The organism is uncultured Streptomyces sp., assembly GCF_947488945.1.
Classification (GTDB): Bacteria; Actinomycetota; Actinomycetes; order Streptomycetales; family Streptomycetaceae; genus Streptomyces.
In genome coordinates, this window is sequence record NZ_CANLBS010000005.1 from 386,766 (window position 1) to 400,297 (window position 13,532).

Genomic DNA, 13,532 nt, shown 5'->3' on the forward strand with positions numbered 1-13,532 from the left:
CCCGGGACAGGGTCCCAGGTACGCCGGGGGAAGCGCCACGGGTTTGTGGATCATGGGAACCGCAACGGGCGGCCGACGCGGGGACGGGGACACGGCGGTCCGTGTGGCGGCGGCGACAGGGCCACCGGATGCTGAGGGAGGGCGACCGGACCGCCCGGCAGCGCCCCGCCCGGAAGGACCGGTGCCAGCGATGACGACCGAACCGTCCCTCGTGGCCGGCGTGCGGGTGCCGGGCACCCGGATCGCCCGCGAAGCGACCGAACTGGTGCGGGACACCGCGGACGAGCTGATCTACCACCACTCCCGGCGGGTCTTCTGGTTCGGCGCGCTCCAGGGCCGCAACCGCGATCTGAGCTTCGATCCCGAACTGCTCTACGTGGCCGCGATGTTCCACGATCTCGGTCTCGGCGAACGGTTCCGCACGAGCGGCAGGCGGTTCGAGGTGGACAGCGCGGACGAGGCACGCCGCTTCCTGCGGACGCACCGGGTGCCGGAGGACAGTGTGCGACGGGTGTGGACGGCGGTGGCCCTGCACACCACCCCCGGCATCCCCGAGCACATGGAGCCCGAGGTGGCGCTGGTGACGGCGGGCGTCGAGTACGACGTGCTGGGCGTCGGGTACGACGACGTCTCCGACTCCGACCGGGCGGAGATCGTCGCCCTGCACCCCCGGCCGGACTTCAAGCAGCGGATTCTGGGCGCGTTCACCGAAGGGATCCGGCGGAAGCCGGAGACGACCTTCGGCAATGTGAAGGCGGACGTACTGGAACACTGCGTGCCGGGCTTCCGTCGGGGCGACTTCGTCGATGCGATCCTCGGCTCCGCGTGGCCGGAGTGAGCGCAGCCGTAGCGCGGGTGGGAAGGCGCGGCTTCGCGCCGGATCCTCACGCGACAGCCGCCCGGCTGGGATTCCCGACCGAGGACGCCCGGCTCCCACTCCCGGCCGACGCGCGGGGCGGGCTCCCGATCGGTGCCCCGCCGGGACCTTCGGCCGGTGCACGGCCGGGACTCTCCGCCGGCGCACAGCGGGGCCGGACGCCAAGGCCGGGCAGTCCGCTCGCACCGACGGTTCCGTCCTCGCCGCCGATTCCGGACCACGGGTCGTGGGCCAGCAGCAGGTGCCCGTCGAGGTCGATCCAGTGGGCCCGGTCGGCGAGGTGGACGGCGGGGGCGATGCCGAGGGTGCTGGCGGTGAGGCAGCCGAGCATCAGCCGGGTACCGCTGCCCTCGACGAGGGCGGCGATCCGCAGGGCCGCGTGCACCCCGCCGCACTTGGCGAGTTTGACGTTGATGCCGTGGACGCGGCCGGCCAGCCGCCGGACGTCTTCGGGGCCGACGGCGTCCTCGTCGGCGATCACGGGCAGCGGGGAGCGTTCCGCGAAGCGCGCGAGCCCTTCGATGTCGCCCGGGATCAGCGGCTGTTCCACCGCCTCGACGCCCAGTTCCGCGAACCGCGGCAGCAACGCGGCGGCGCGGGCCGCCGTCCAGGCGCCGTTGGCGTCGAGCAGCAGCCGGGCCGAGGGAGCGGCGGCCCGGACGGCCCGGACCCGGTCGAGGTCCGCCTCCGGGTCGCGGTCCCCCGCCTTGATCTTGAGTACGGAGAAACCGACGGCCGCGAGCGCCCTGGCCTGCCCGGCCGCGTGCCGCGGGGCACAGATCGACAGGGTGCGGGCGGTGGGCGCGCGGGGCGGGACGCGGGTGCCGAGGAAGCGGTGGACGGCGGTGGCGGCGCGCTTTCCGACCAGGTCGAGCAGCGCGGCCTCGACGGCGGCGGTGACCGCGGGAGGGGTGTCGGCGGCGAGTTCGCCGGACCGCAGGGCGTGCAGGGCGGTCTCGGGCCCGGAGTGGCGGCGCAGCCCCTCGGCGGCGGTCCGGAAGTGGCGGAGCAGGGTGCCGGTGTCGAGCCTTTGGTGGATGCTGCTGACGGCTTCGCCGTGACCGCGCAGCCCACCGTGTTCCAGGGTGAGCTGTACGGCGTCGCGGGCCGCCGTCGTGGAGCGGGAGATGCGCAGCGGCTCGGCGAGCACGAGCCGCACGGTGCGGTGGGTGAGGTGCACGGGTGGGTGTCCTTCTCGTGGGCGGGGCTAGGGAGCCGGGGGTGCCGCGCGCTTCCTGGGGCGTCCGGCCGCCGCGGGGCGGGGCGCACGGAGGCGCGGGGGCGGACGGTGGGCGGTGTACGGGGCACCCGGCGAGCCCGGCCGGCCGGAGTGCCCCGCGGACGCATCGGGGAGCGGCGCGGCGGGCGGGCCGGGGACGGTGGACGGGGCGGTGGCGGCGAGCGGGTCTGCGGCGGTGAGCCGGCTGGAACGGATGGACGGGGCAGGGGTGGCGAGCGGGTCCGTGACACCGGGCGGCGTGGTGGCACCGGGCGGCGTGGTGGCACCGGACGGGGCGGTGGCACCGAGCGGATCGGCGACGTTGACGCATCGGGTCCAGCCGCCGGGGGACGCCTCGTCGGGGTGCGCGATCTCGACGGGCCGGGTGGCGGCGTGCTCCGGCTGAAGTCCGTGGACGGTGCGGAACCCGTCGTCGTAGACCGAGCCGAGGTAGCGGTGCGGCCCGTCCGGGAAGACGGTGGCGACGACCGCGCCGGGGTCGGTGCGGGCCGCCCAGGCGGCGACGAGCGCCGCGGCTCCGGTGCTCCATCCGCCGCTCACGAAGTCGTGCCGGGCGAGCCGCCGGCAGGCTTCCACGGCCTCGGCCGGGCCCACCCAGTGGACCTCGTCGAACACGTCGTAGGCGACGTTGCGCGGAAGGATGCTGCTGCCGAGGCCCCGCATCAGCCGAGGGGCCGGGGGCCGGCCGAAGAGGGCCGATCCGGTGGCGTCGACCGCGATCACCCGCAGGGCCGGCCAGCGTCGGCGCAGCGCGGTGGCGACCCCGGCACTGTGACCGCCGGTGCCGACACTGCAGACGAGGATGTCGAGGCGGTCGAGACGTTCGGTGATCTCGGCGGCGAGTGAAGCGTAACCGGCTTGGTTGTCGGGGTTGTTGTACTGGTCGGGCCAGTAGGCGTCCCGGAGCAGTTCCCGCACCTCGTGGAGACGTTCGAGCCGGGCCCCCTGCCAGCCGCCGACCGCGGCGGGGTGCTCCACCAGGTGCAGTACGGCCCCGTAGCCGCGCAGCAACTGACGTACCGGCAGTTCCAGTTCGCGGTCGCAGACCAGGTGGACCGGGTGGCCGAGGGCCTGCCCGGCGAAGGCGAGGCCGATGCCGAAGGTGCCCGAGGTGGACTCCACCACCGGTGAGCCGGGGGCGAGTTCGCCCCGACGGAGGGCTCCGAGAAGCATGGAGATCGCTGCCCGCGCCTTCATCCCGCCGACCCCGTACCCCTCCAGCTTGGCCCAGAACCCGGGATGCGGGCCGGCGAGTTCGGTGGTGATCCGGGCGAGCGGGGTGCCGCCGACCAGGTCCAGCAGGTGCGGGGCGGCCCGGACGGGGCGCGTCGGTGCGGTGGTCATGCGAGGGCTCCGATCGGGGCGCGGTAGGTGTGCAGCACTCCGGCGCCGCCGTCGAGCCAGAAGAAGGGGTACGGCTCCGCGCACACGGCGGTGACTCCGTCGCCGAGGAAGCGGGGCAGCACCGCGCTGCCCGTCTGGGCGAACATCACCAGCGGGCGCCCCAGGGCCAGGGCGCGGACGCGCAGCGGTTCGAAGGTGCCGTTGCCCAGCGTCATCCCGGTGGCCAGGACGGTGTCGCAGTGCGGCAGCGCGGCGAGGGCGTCGGTGACGACGGGCTCCCCCTCCTCGGTGCGGCCGCCGGCCAGGTCGCACGGGATCACCCGGGCACCGCGCGAACGGATCTCCGCCAGCAGGGAGTTGACGACGCCGACGACGAGCACGGTGGAACCGGGGACGGGGTCGAGCAGGTCGACGACGACGCGCGCGCGGGCCGTGGACCGCTCCAGCGAGGACCCGGCCGGGACCGTCACGGGCACGGCTCCGGCGGCGGAACCGTGCGGCGACACCTCCATCAGGTAGGCGTCCAGGGCTGCCACCCGGACGTGCCGGGCGTGGTCGTCGAGCAGCCGGGCGACACTCGCGCCGGTGCACGCGTCGAGCAGGTCGTCGGTCAGGGTGCCGGGGGCCACGGCGCAGGAACCCACGGACGCACCGAGGCGGAGGCTGAGGACCTCGTTGCGGTAGCCGGTTTGCCGCCCGTGGTGGCGTACGGTCTGCCGGGTGCCGAAGGCGGCGCAGACGCGGGCGTCCTTGGGATCGGGGCCGAACTCGCCGGCCAGCGCGGCGGCCACCGTCTCCTCGAACGTACGGCCGCTCATGCGGCCACCACCCGGGGGCGCAGTGCGCCGAGGAGCGCGGCGACCCGGGCCCCGGCGCCCGGTCCGTCGGGGTCGCCGGCCATGACGTGCCCGAGGTAGCCGTTGTTGTCCGCGGCGGGCGCCACCGCCCGTCCCGGACCGTGCAGCTGGAGTTCGAGCAGACCGGGGTCGGCCCGCACGGCGGCCTCTCCGTCGACGCCCGCCAGGGTGCCGGCGGTCTCCGGAAGGAGGAAGCCGATCGCGGCGCTGCGCAGTCCGGTGTCGCGGCGCTCCAGGTCGGGCCGCCGGCCGAGGGCGACGTCCACGCAGGCGGCGACGAGGTCGATCCCGGTGACCCGCCGGACCAGTTCGGTGATCCGGTTGCCGGCCGGCCGGGGGTTGACCTCCACGACGCGCGGGCCCTGCGGGGTGAGCCTGATCTCGGTGTGCGCCACCACGTCGTCGAGGCCGAGGGCCCGGCCGGCGGCGACCGCCGTCTCCGTGACGGCGCGCAGGTCGTCGGGACCGAGGGCGGCGGGGAACATGTGACCGGTCTCGATGAAGGCGGGCGCGCCGCCGAGGGTCTTGTCGGTGACGCCGACGACGTGGACGGCGCCCCGATGGGTCACGGTCTCCACGCTGACCTCGGGGCCGGTCAGCAGCTCTTCGAGAAGGAGCTGCGGGGCGCGGCGGGCACCGCGCGCGTTGACGGGGAAGGCGGCGATCGCCTCGCACGCGCCGGCCAGTTCCCGCTCGTCGTCCACACGCCGGACGAACATCCCCGCGCAGAGGTCCACCGGCTTCACCACGAGTGGGTAGCCGATCTCCCGGGCGGCGGCGAGGGCGTCCGCGGGGCGCTCGCGGACAACGAACCGCGGGCCGGGCACGCCCGCGGCGGCGAGAACCCGCCGGGTGGCGTCCTTGCGGCAGGCGTGCTCCACGGCCTCGGGCGCGGGGCCCGGGAGGCCGAGGCAGCGGGCGATCCGGGCGGTGGCGGGCAGGTAGTAGTCGCACGAGGTGAGCACCCCGTCGAAGGGGAGCGCGGTGTGCAGGCGCCCGGCGAGCGGGACGAGCCGCTCGGTGTCGTTGGTCTCGGCGGTGACGATCGCCGACGCCCGCAGCAGCGGATGCGCGACGCCCTCCGGCGCGTCCCGCAGGTAGTGCCGCAGGTCGCGGGTGAGAAAGGTGAAGCGGTGCCCCCGTTCCTCCAGCGCCGCGGGCAGCAGCCGGCCCATGGCACCGACCCAGCTTTCGACCACCAGCAGATGAGCCACGAAATCCCCTTTTCCAGCAGTGCGGTTGAACGTGCGTGCGGACACGGCGCGACCGTCGGACAGCCCGGACGGCAGCCGTGTCCACCGACGCCCGCCACGTTATCGACAATAGTTTTCATTGTCATCTCACGGCCCGTCACCTCTGCCTGCAATTCCGGCCGTCCATGTCCGAGAAGCGGTGTGAACAGGGGTGAAGCCCGGATCTTTTGCGAGCGGGCCGGGAGGGGAGTGGAATTGCAGGCAGGGGACGTCCTCGATCCGTCGCCGGGCGGCCCCGGAGAGGACAACGCCATGAGCGACACGGAACGGGGGGACGACGTCTATCAGCCGCAGGAGCCGGAAGCCTCGGACCCGGCCGACCTTCTCGACATCGAGGACACCCTCGACGCCTCGGGCCTCGACGACGTGCTCGACGAGGGATACTCCCCTCCCGAGCGGCCCTGGGGCGTCGACGACCTCGGCACGACCGCGGCCGAGCAGCACGCGGGCGAGTCTCTGGAGACCCGGTTGACCCGGGAGCTCGCCGATCCGGCGGCCCCCCGGGGCGACGGCAGGGGCGACCTCCCGGGCGGCGACGGAGAGCTGTGGGACGACGAGGTGGGCACCGACCGGGCGGGGCGGCTGACGCAGCAGGCCGACGGCTCCGTCCCGTACACGCTCACGGCTCAGGACGTCGGGATCGACGGGGCCGCCGCGTCCGGCGAGGAGGCGGCGATGCACGTGATCGCGGACGGTGGGGACGCGGACGGCAGGGACGCGGTGTAGGTGTGTCACGCCGCGCGTGCGGAGCGGGAGCGTCGGGCGGTTTGAGGACGGTGCGGGGCACCGGGTGCCGGGCGGTCCGAGGACGGACGGTCCGGGACGGCCCCCACCCTGGGACGCAGGCTCCGGTCCACGCCACCCGACGCCGGAGAGGACGTGAGGAAGCGCCGTCACGGGGCAGGCGGGGGTGGGGCCGGGCAGCTCGGACCCACGCACCGTGCACGCCCGGCCGCACTTCCGGACGGGCCGGGTCCGCTTCCCGTGCCCATACTGGAGATTCCGCCAACCCCCGGATCGCAGGAGCGCACAGATGACCGGCACCGCTCAGATCGGCGTGACAGGACTCGCGGTGATGGGCCGCAACCTCGCCCGCAACTTCGCCCGCAACGGCTTCACCGTCGCCGTGCACAACCGCACGGCCGCGAAGACCGACGCGCTGGTGAAGGACTTCGGCGAGGAGGGCTCGTTCGTCCCCGCACACTCCCCGCAGGAGTTCGTGGACGCCCTGGAGCGCCCACGCAGGCTCGTCATCATGGTCAAGGCCGGAGAACCGACGGACGCGGTCATCCAGGAGTTCGCACCGCTGCTGGAGGACGGCGACGTCATCATCGACGGCGGGAACGCGCACTTCGAGGACACCCGGCGACGCGAGCGCGAGCTGCGTGAACGGGGCGTCCACTTCGTGGGTGCGGGCATCTCGGGCGGAGAGGAGGGCGCGCTCAACGGTCCCAGCATCATGCCCGGCGGCTCGGAGGAGTCGTACCGCTCGCTGGGCCCGCTGCTGGAGAAGATCGCGGCCCGCGCGAAGGACGGCACCCCGTGCACCACGCACATCGGCCCCGACGGCGCCGGCCACTTCGTGAAAATGGTCCACAACGGCATCGAGTACGCCGACATGCAGCTCATCGCCGAGGCGTACCAGTTGCTGCGCGACGTGGCCGGGTACTCCCCCGCACGGATCGCGGACACCTTCCGCGCCTGGAACACCGGACGCCTGGACTCGTACCTCATCGAGATCACCGCGGAAGTGCTCTCGCACGTCGACGCGGAGACCGGAAAGCCCTTCGTGGACGTGGTGCTCGACCAGGCGGAGCAGAAGGGCACCGGCCGCTGGACCGTGCAGATCGCCCTCGATCTGGGCGTTCCCGTCTCCGGCATCGCCGAGGCCGTCTTCGCCCGCGCGGTCTCCGGCCACGCCGACCTCCGGGACGCCTCGCGCCACCTCGCCGGTCCGGCCGCCCGCGCGCTGAGCGAGGACGAGGCGGCCGCGTTCGCCGACCGGGTCGAGCAGGCCCTGTACGCCTCGAAGATCGTCGCCTACACCCAGGGCTTCCACGAGATCGCGGCGGGCAGCGAGCAGTACGACTGGAACATCGACCTCGGCAAGGTGGCCTCGATCTGGCGCGGCGGTTGCATCATCCGCGCCGCGTTCCTCGACCGCATCACCAGCGCCTACGAAGCCCAGCCCCGGATGGCGAGCCTCCTGTCCGACACGAGCTTCGCCGAGGAGATCGCCGCCGCGCAGGACGACTGGCGCACCGTGATCTCCACCGCCGTCACCCAGGGCGTCCCCACCCCCGCCTTCGCCGCCACCCTCGCCTACTACGACTCCCTCCGCGCCGAACGCCTCCCCGCCGCCCTCACCCAGGGCCAGCGCGACTACTTCGGCGCCCACACCTACCACCGCACCGACCGCGAGGGGACGTTCCACACGTTGTGGGGCGGCGACAAGAGCGAGGTCGGGAGCTGACCCGGCCGCCGGGGGCGCGGAGGCCGGGACGGGGAGCGTCCCGGGCGCTGCTGCCGCCGGCCGGCTGATCCCGCCGCCGCCCGGCCCGGCGCCGCCACCCCCGGGAGGGCGGGGCGCCGCCGGGTCGGGCGTCACAGGCACTCAGCGACCGGGCCGAAGCGCTGGCGGAAAGCTTCCAAGGGCTCCCGCCGCGCGGGACCGGCCGTATCCGTCTCGGTCATCCCTCCGAGGACGTCGAGCAGGTCCGCGTCGGCTCATCTCCGGTTACTCCATCGGCAGCGCGTTCCGTACGCCATAGTGGGAGCAACAGTGCCGTACGGGGGGATTTTCCATGACCGAGCAGAAGTTGTTCCAACCGGCGGACGTGGCCGACCCGACGGTCGCGTCCTTGCGGGCCCGGATCGAGGCCGCGGTCGACAACCATCCCGCGCCGAACACGGGAACCGCCTTGGAACGCGTCACCTTCTGGTTGCAGGCACCGACCGACTCGATGTTCAGCGGGGTGCTGGACAGGCGCTGCGACGCCCGCGGCGAGCGTGCGGCGGCCGCTCTCACCGCACACGCGGACGGTCCGTACAACCCCGCGGACCTGTCGGCGACCGGGGACGTGACCGCCAAGTGGACTGCGATCAGTAACATCCTCCACGCCAACCGCGCCGTGACCGTCAAGGGCCCGACCGACCACGTCGGTGGACCCAAGAGCCTGTTCTTCCAGGCCAACGGGGCCGGATTCCACGTGATCGTGCTCCTCGCCACCGGCAATGACGGCGGCCCCGGCGGACGCCCCTTCTTCCTCGCCTTCGACCCCGACGTCAGCGCCACGGCGGAGACCCGGCTCGGGTGGACGACCAGGAAGACCGTCGGCGACACGAAGACGAAACTGTCCGCGCTCACCCGGGCGGACGCCATCGAGCACATCAAGCTCATGCTCCTCGGCACCAACGCGAACGGCTTCGGACCGCTGATCCGCAAGTACTACATCGACACGACCGCGGTCTTCCCCGCGATCTCCCGCGCCGGGTCCGGTCAATAGCCCTCCGTGGCGAGCGCGACCGTAGTCCTGGCTCGCCCGGACCTTCGCGCCGCCGCCGGCTCGGGGCCACGCCGAGTACCGCCCCGTGAAGGCCGGGCAGCCCGTGGACGGGTGCAGGTCGTGGGCCACGGCCTACGCCCGGGCGCGGGGGGTGGCCGACCATGATCGCGGGGGTTGGCCGCCCTCCGTGGCTCCGGTGCCACGAGCGATCCAGAACCCGCCCGGGACTGGATCAGCCTGCGTGCTCGGCGCCCCTCGTCATCGGGAACTCCGCCTCCCTCAGGCGCTTTCCGCGAACGGCGGCGTGGCGCGTCCGGCCGACGCCGCCGTCCCTCCTGACGGACGGGCGCGCGACACCTGCCCGCCGACCATTACTCTGGGGCCCGCAACCCCCGCCGGGCCCGGGTCGGAGGCGACGCCGGCACGCGTCCCCCCACCGGTCGGGCCGGGGCGCGGCACCAGGCGAAGAGGGGGGCACCCGATGACGGACAACGGTACGGCGGGACGCGCGGCGGAGCAGCGGCCGGAAAGCGGCCCGGCCGGCGTCGGGGACGGTTCGCCGCACAGCACCACCGAGCCGGCACCGGCCGTCGCCGCGGCCCGGCGGTCGCTCGCGACCGGGGAGACCCAGGAGGCGGCTGCGTCGTTCGCCGCCCTCCTCGTCGAGGCCGAGCGGCTCGGCCTCGACGAGCAGCGCGCGGCGGCCACCCTCGGCCTCGGCGAGTGCGCCCTCGACGCGGGCGATCTACCCGTCGCACGGGCTCACTTCGAGGAGGCGGAGCGGCTCCTCGCGGACGCGCCGCCCGCCCGGCGGGCGCCTGCCGTCAGAGGTCAGGCGATCGTTCACCTGCTGACGGGCGAACTGCGTTACTCCTGCTACCTGGTGGAGAACGCGATCGAGCAGATCAACGCGTCCGGGCAACGCGACCCCGGCGCGCTGTTGTTGCTGCACACCGCGTCGATCGGCCCCTACATGGACATGGGCGCGCACGCACGGGCCGCGCAGGCGGGCGAACTGGCCCTGGCCCTCGCGCCGAAGGTGTCCGACCCGGAGCTGATCGCGGGCATGCACCGGCAGGTCGCCCGTACGCTGATCGCGGCGGGCCGCACGGCCGAGGCGGACGCGTCGCTGGCCAAGGCGTCCGAGATCTACCAACGGCTCGGAATCCGCACGGAGATGGCCCACTGCCACTGGATGCGCGGGTACGTGCGCGCCCAGGACGGTGATCTGCCGGGCGCGGAGAGCGAGTTGAGGACTGCGCGGTCCATGCTGGCCTCGAAGCGGGCGGCACTGTACACCGCGCAGGTCGAGGTGGAACTGGCCGACGTGCTGCGCAGGCAGGGCAAGGGCGCGGAGGCGGAGGAACTGCTGCTGCGGCTGCTCGGCGAGCTCCATCCGGAGCGCGGCTCGGTGCACGCGGGCGGGGCTCACCGGCTGCTCGGACTGATCCGGGCGGAGAGCGGTGACGTGGACGCGGCCGAGGAGCACTACGTGACGGCGCTCGCGCTGCTGGAGCGGGCGGGGGCGGCGGGCGACCTCGCGGACATCTGCCGACTCCTCGGCGACCTGCTGCGCAGGGCGGGACGCACGGAGGCGGCCCTCGACGCGTACCGGACGGGGCTCGGCCACCGTGCGGCCCCCGGCAGCACCACGTTGGGACCGGCGCCGGTGCACCCGCGCAGCATGCTCGGCGCGGTCGGCGGTCCGGCCGACTGACGGCGCGGGTTCCTCCGGCTTCGGGGGCGGCCGTGGCACGAGTACGAGTCGCCGGGTGTGGGCCGTGCTCGGTGGCATGCCTCCTACGCCCTCCGCCCAGGGCGCGGACAGTCCCGCCGAGCTGCGCCGTATCGGGGCGCTCCGGCCGGCCGGGTCCGCGTCCGTGCTGGGGCTGCGGGTCAACCCGCAGGTGGGCGGCGGCTCCATCGGCGCCATGAGCACGGCGACCGCCACCCGGAGTTCGGCGTGGCGCTGTGCGATCCCGGCGCACGCGAGGCCGTCCTGAACGCCTTCGCGGAAGGGCCCCGGCTGACCCGGCTGCACGCCCATATCGGTTCCGGGATCTGCCCGTTGGAGCTGATCGCGGCGGGGGTCGCGGAGATCCACGCGCTCGCGGAGGAGACCGACGCGGCCCTCGGCGAGCGGCGGGGCACGAGCCTCGACGTCGGCGGCGGGCTGCCGGTGAACTTCGCCGACGACACGGTCCGCCCGGCGTACGAGGAGCACGCGGCCGCGCTGCTCACGGCGGTGCCGGACCTGTTCGACGGCCGGTACGGTCGCCCCGGTGCGGGACGCCCAGGATCTGGGGTCGCCGGCCGAGGAGAGCGGCTCGGCCCAGGCGGACGCCCTGCTGGGACTCTGGCGCGGACGCGCGGGCTCCCTCGGGGCCGGGAAGGGCCGGGAGGGGCCGGGAGGGAGCCCGCGCGGGGCGGCCGCGCCGTCGCTTCGTCCGGTCAGCCGGCGGGCTGCGGCGAGGGCTCCGGCTCCGGAACCGGCTCGGGGTTCGGCCGGGGCGGCTGCGGAATCGGGTCCGGCGCGGGACCGGGCGGCATCGGACCGGGGCCCGGCGGCGTGGGCGTGGGCACCGGTGCCGGGCCGGGGACGGGCGTCGGCGTCGGCATCGGGGGCTGGACGGGGTCGGGATACGGTTGCGTCATCGCGGCCTCCAAAGGTGCGAAAGGTACGAGTGGAGCTCATCCCCACCGTCTCCCGCTGCGGCTGCCCCCGCCTGCCGAGTCCACACCTCCGAGCGCCCCTCCCCCGGCCCCTGCCCCCGCAGTGCCGTCCGGCGCCGACCCTTCCTGTCCCGTGGGGGCGGCTGGGGCGCAAGGCCGGAGGGCGGTCAGCCCGCGACCGGCACCGAGTGCGGGCTGCGCTCCTGCCGCGTACCCGGCACGGGCGCGGAGGCGTCGTCGCCGAGGGAGACGATCCGGTTGCCCGCGTCCACGTGCACCACGCTCGGCACCAGCGTCCGCGCCTCCGCGTCGTCGACCTGGGCGTAGCTGATGAGGATCACCAGATCCCCGGGGTGCACCAAGTGGGCCGCCGCACCGTTGACCCCGATCACCCCGGAGCCGCGCTCGCCCTCGATGACGTACGTCTCCAGCCGGGCGCCGTTGGTGATGTCGACGATGTGCACCAGCTCACCGGGCAGCAGGTCAGCGGCGTCCATCAGGTCACGGTCGACCGTCACGGACCCGACGTAGTGCAGGTCGGCATGGGTCACGGTGGCACGATGGATCTTGGACCTGAACATTGTACGCAACATTGAGGCACTCCCACAAGTAGGCTCCCTGCCTGCGTTTTTGCAGGTCAAGGGCTATTTCGACACCCTACAACGAGTCGCATGTTCGAGCAGCTGTCCCCACGTTTCTCAGGACTCATGCTGACCACTTGCTGACTTCTCTGACGCCCCGTCAGGTTCCTGAAGAGGGCTTCGTCCCAGCCTTAGGGACGGTGGCGACGGCCCCAGCGTGGGTAGCACCCCCCGAAGGACGTCCATGATCACCGTCACTCGAACGGCCTGGAGGGCACTCAGGAGCGAGGGTGCTCGACAAGCCGGCAGTCGGACCACGCGCCGCCATAGGCCGACTGGCTCAAGACCCTCGGATCGCACCTCAGAGAAGGAGGCGCCCACCGTCCCAAACAAGTCCGGAAGGGCTGAAGCAGCGCGGCAACATAGCGGCGGATCGCCGGTTAGCCAAACCGGCGATTCTCACGACCATGGCTGTAGCTCGTCCGGCGACTCTTAGCGGTGGCACAGACGGGCGTCAGCAACGTTTGCAATCCGACCGGAGCAGAGCGCGAACCGCTGCCGCGATCAGGCTCAGGCCAGCCTCAAGGAGTCATCTTGCCCGTGGGACGTCAGTCGCACCCCGATGAGACCCGCACCGATATCAGCTTGTCGCACCGACGCCCCAGCATCGAGCCCATCCTCATGGACACTTCCGAGGTCGCTGCGATGCTCAGTATGTCCACGAGCTGGGTCTATAGAGAGGCATCAAAACTAGGCTTGAAGGGCTACAAGCTCGGCCGGGGCAGGAACGCCAAGGTCCTGTACAAGAGGGCCGAGGTCTTCAAGTGGCTGGAGCAACAGAAGATCCATGAGAAGCGGGCAGTTTTTTGCCGGCCCCGGACTGACAGACACGGCAGTCGTCCATACAGCGGCTGCCGGACGTCCTGGTGATCCCGACGTCGTCGCGGGTCTGTTTCGACTAGCACCGCGGAAAGCACCTCGAAAGCACCTCATACCCCCGCGTCGGCGGTGAGGACTTGCTGACCTGCAGCTGAAGGAGTGCTTTGCAATTCAATTACCTTTGAAGCAGCAGTCATACAGATTAGGCCCGGGGAGACGGCCCTCTCACGGCCGACACCGTCTGCGCCTCGTACCACGGTGCCAAAACTTTCGATTGACTCCAGGCTGTGCCGCTGTACGGCGGCGACGCCCGCGCGGCCGT

10 protein-coding genes and 2 pseudogenes are annotated in these 13,532 nt (G+C 73.2%); 7 read left to right on the forward strand and 5 right to left on the reverse strand.

What is annotated here, in order from left to right; all coding sequences use genetic code 11:
* Positions 1 to 190: 190 nt before the first annotated feature.
* Entirely contained in the window at positions 191 to 838 is a 648-nt protein-coding gene (locus Q0994_RS10445; RefSeq protein ID WP_299531966.1) for an HD domain-containing protein, read from the forward strand.
* Positions 839 to 884: 46 nt separating this feature from the next.
* On the opposite strand, the gene Q0994_RS10450 is transcribed toward Q0994_RS10445, so the two are convergent.
* The 4 genes and pseudogenes from Q0994_RS10450 to Q0994_RS10465 all read right to left on the reverse strand — a co-directional run bounded on the left by Q0994_RS10450 (position 885) and on the right by Q0994_RS10465 (position 5,532).
* Complete coding sequence (locus Q0994_RS10450) at positions 885 to 2,057, reverse strand: enolase C-terminal domain-like protein (protein WP_299531968.1); 1,173 nt, start codon at positions 2,055 to 2,057, stop codon at positions 885 to 887.
* Positions 2,058 to 2,402: 345 nt separating this feature from the next.
* Positions 2,403 to 3,461, reverse strand: a pseudogene (locus Q0994_RS10455) (PLP-dependent cysteine synthase family protein); the annotation flags it as partial.
* Positions 3,458 to 4,279, reverse strand: a complete 822-nt coding sequence (locus tag Q0994_RS10460) for a Rossmann-like domain-containing protein (protein WP_299531970.1) — start codon at positions 4,277 to 4,279, stop codon at positions 3,458 to 3,460. The gene Q0994_RS10460 and the pseudogene Q0994_RS10455, both read right to left, overlap by 4 nt.
* Entirely contained in the window at positions 4,276 to 5,532 is a 1,257-nt protein-coding gene (locus tag Q0994_RS10465) for an ATP-grasp domain-containing protein (protein WP_299531972.1), read from the reverse strand. Before Q0994_RS10465 ends, Q0994_RS10460 begins: the two co-directional genes overlap by 4 nt.
* A 291-nt stretch (positions 5,533 to 5,823) precedes the next feature.
* Between Q0994_RS10465 and Q0994_RS10470 the strand changes: the two genes are divergently transcribed.
* The 5 genes and pseudogenes from Q0994_RS10470 to Q0994_RS10490 form a co-directional block, all read left to right on the forward strand.
* Positions 5,824 to 6,297: a DUF5709 domain-containing protein gene (locus tag Q0994_RS10470; RefSeq protein WP_299531974.1), complete on the forward strand. Its 474-nt coding sequence runs from the start codon at positions 5,824 to 5,826 to the stop codon at positions 6,295 to 6,297.
* A gap of 307 nt (positions 6,298 to 6,604) precedes the next feature.
* Positions 6,605 to 8,044: an NADP-dependent phosphogluconate dehydrogenase gene (gene gndA / locus Q0994_RS10475; protein ID WP_299531977.1), complete on the forward strand. Its 1,440-nt coding sequence runs from the start codon at positions 6,605 to 6,607 to the stop codon at positions 8,042 to 8,044.
* A 331-nt stretch (positions 8,045 to 8,375) separates the two neighbouring features.
* Positions 8,376 to 9,077 (forward strand): hypothetical protein, encoded by a 702-nt coding sequence (locus Q0994_RS10480; RefSeq protein ID WP_299531979.1) that lies wholly within the window; start codon positions 8,376 to 8,378, stop codon positions 9,075 to 9,077.
* 481 nt (positions 9,078 to 9,558) lie between these two features.
* Positions 9,559 to 10,794, forward strand: coding sequence for a lipopolysaccharide assembly protein LapB (locus Q0994_RS10485; protein ID WP_299531981.1), 1,236 nt, complete (start codon positions 9,559 to 9,561; stop codon positions 10,792 to 10,794).
* Positions 10,795 to 10,897: 103 nt separating this feature from the next.
* Positions 10,898 to 11,349, forward strand: a pseudogene (locus tag Q0994_RS10490) (diaminopimelate decarboxylase); the annotation flags it as partial.
* 568 nt (positions 11,350 to 11,917) lie between these two features.
* Here Q0994_RS10490 and panD read toward each other — a convergent pair.
* On the reverse strand, positions 11,918 to 12,343 hold the full coding sequence (gene panD, locus Q0994_RS10495) for an aspartate 1-decarboxylase (protein ID WP_299531983.1): 426 nt from the start codon (positions 12,341 to 12,343) through the stop codon (positions 11,918 to 11,920).
* Positions 12,344 to 13,012: 669 nt separating this feature from the next.
* On the opposite strand from panD, the gene Q0994_RS10500 reads away from it, so the two are divergent.
* Complete coding sequence (locus Q0994_RS10500) at positions 13,013 to 13,261, forward strand: helix-turn-helix domain-containing protein (RefSeq protein WP_299531985.1); 249 nt, start codon at positions 13,013 to 13,015, stop codon at positions 13,259 to 13,261.
* Positions 13,262 to 13,532 lie beyond the last annotated feature (271 nt).

Coding starts and splice junctions, on each gene's coding strand:
- Q0994_RS10470 (WP_299531974.1), top strand. CDS start 5,824: ATGAGCGACACGGAACGGGGGGACGACGTCTATCAGCCGCAGGAGCCG.
- Q0994_RS10485 (WP_299531981.1), top strand. CDS start 9,559: ATGACGGACAACGGTACGGCGGGACGCGCGGCGGAGCAGCGGCCGGAA.
- gndA (WP_299531977.1), top strand. CDS start 6,605: ATGACCGGCACCGCTCAGATCGGCGTGACAGGACTCGCGGTGATGGGC.
- panD (WP_299531983.1), bottom strand. CDS start 12,343: ATGTTGCGTACAATGTTCAGGTCCAAGATCCATCGTGCCACCGTGACC.
- Q0994_RS10460 (WP_299531970.1), bottom strand. CDS start 4,279: ATGAGCGGCCGTACGTTCGAGGAGACGGTGGCCGCCGCGCTGGCCGGC.
- Q0994_RS10500 (WP_299531985.1), top strand. CDS start 13,013: ATGGACACTTCCGAGGTCGCTGCGATGCTCAGTATGTCCACGAGCTGG.
- Q0994_RS10445 (WP_299531966.1), top strand. CDS start 191: ATGACGACCGAACCGTCCCTCGTGGCCGGCGTGCGGGTGCCGGGCACC.
- Q0994_RS10480 (WP_299531979.1), top strand. CDS start 8,376: ATGACCGAGCAGAAGTTGTTCCAACCGGCGGACGTGGCCGACCCGACG.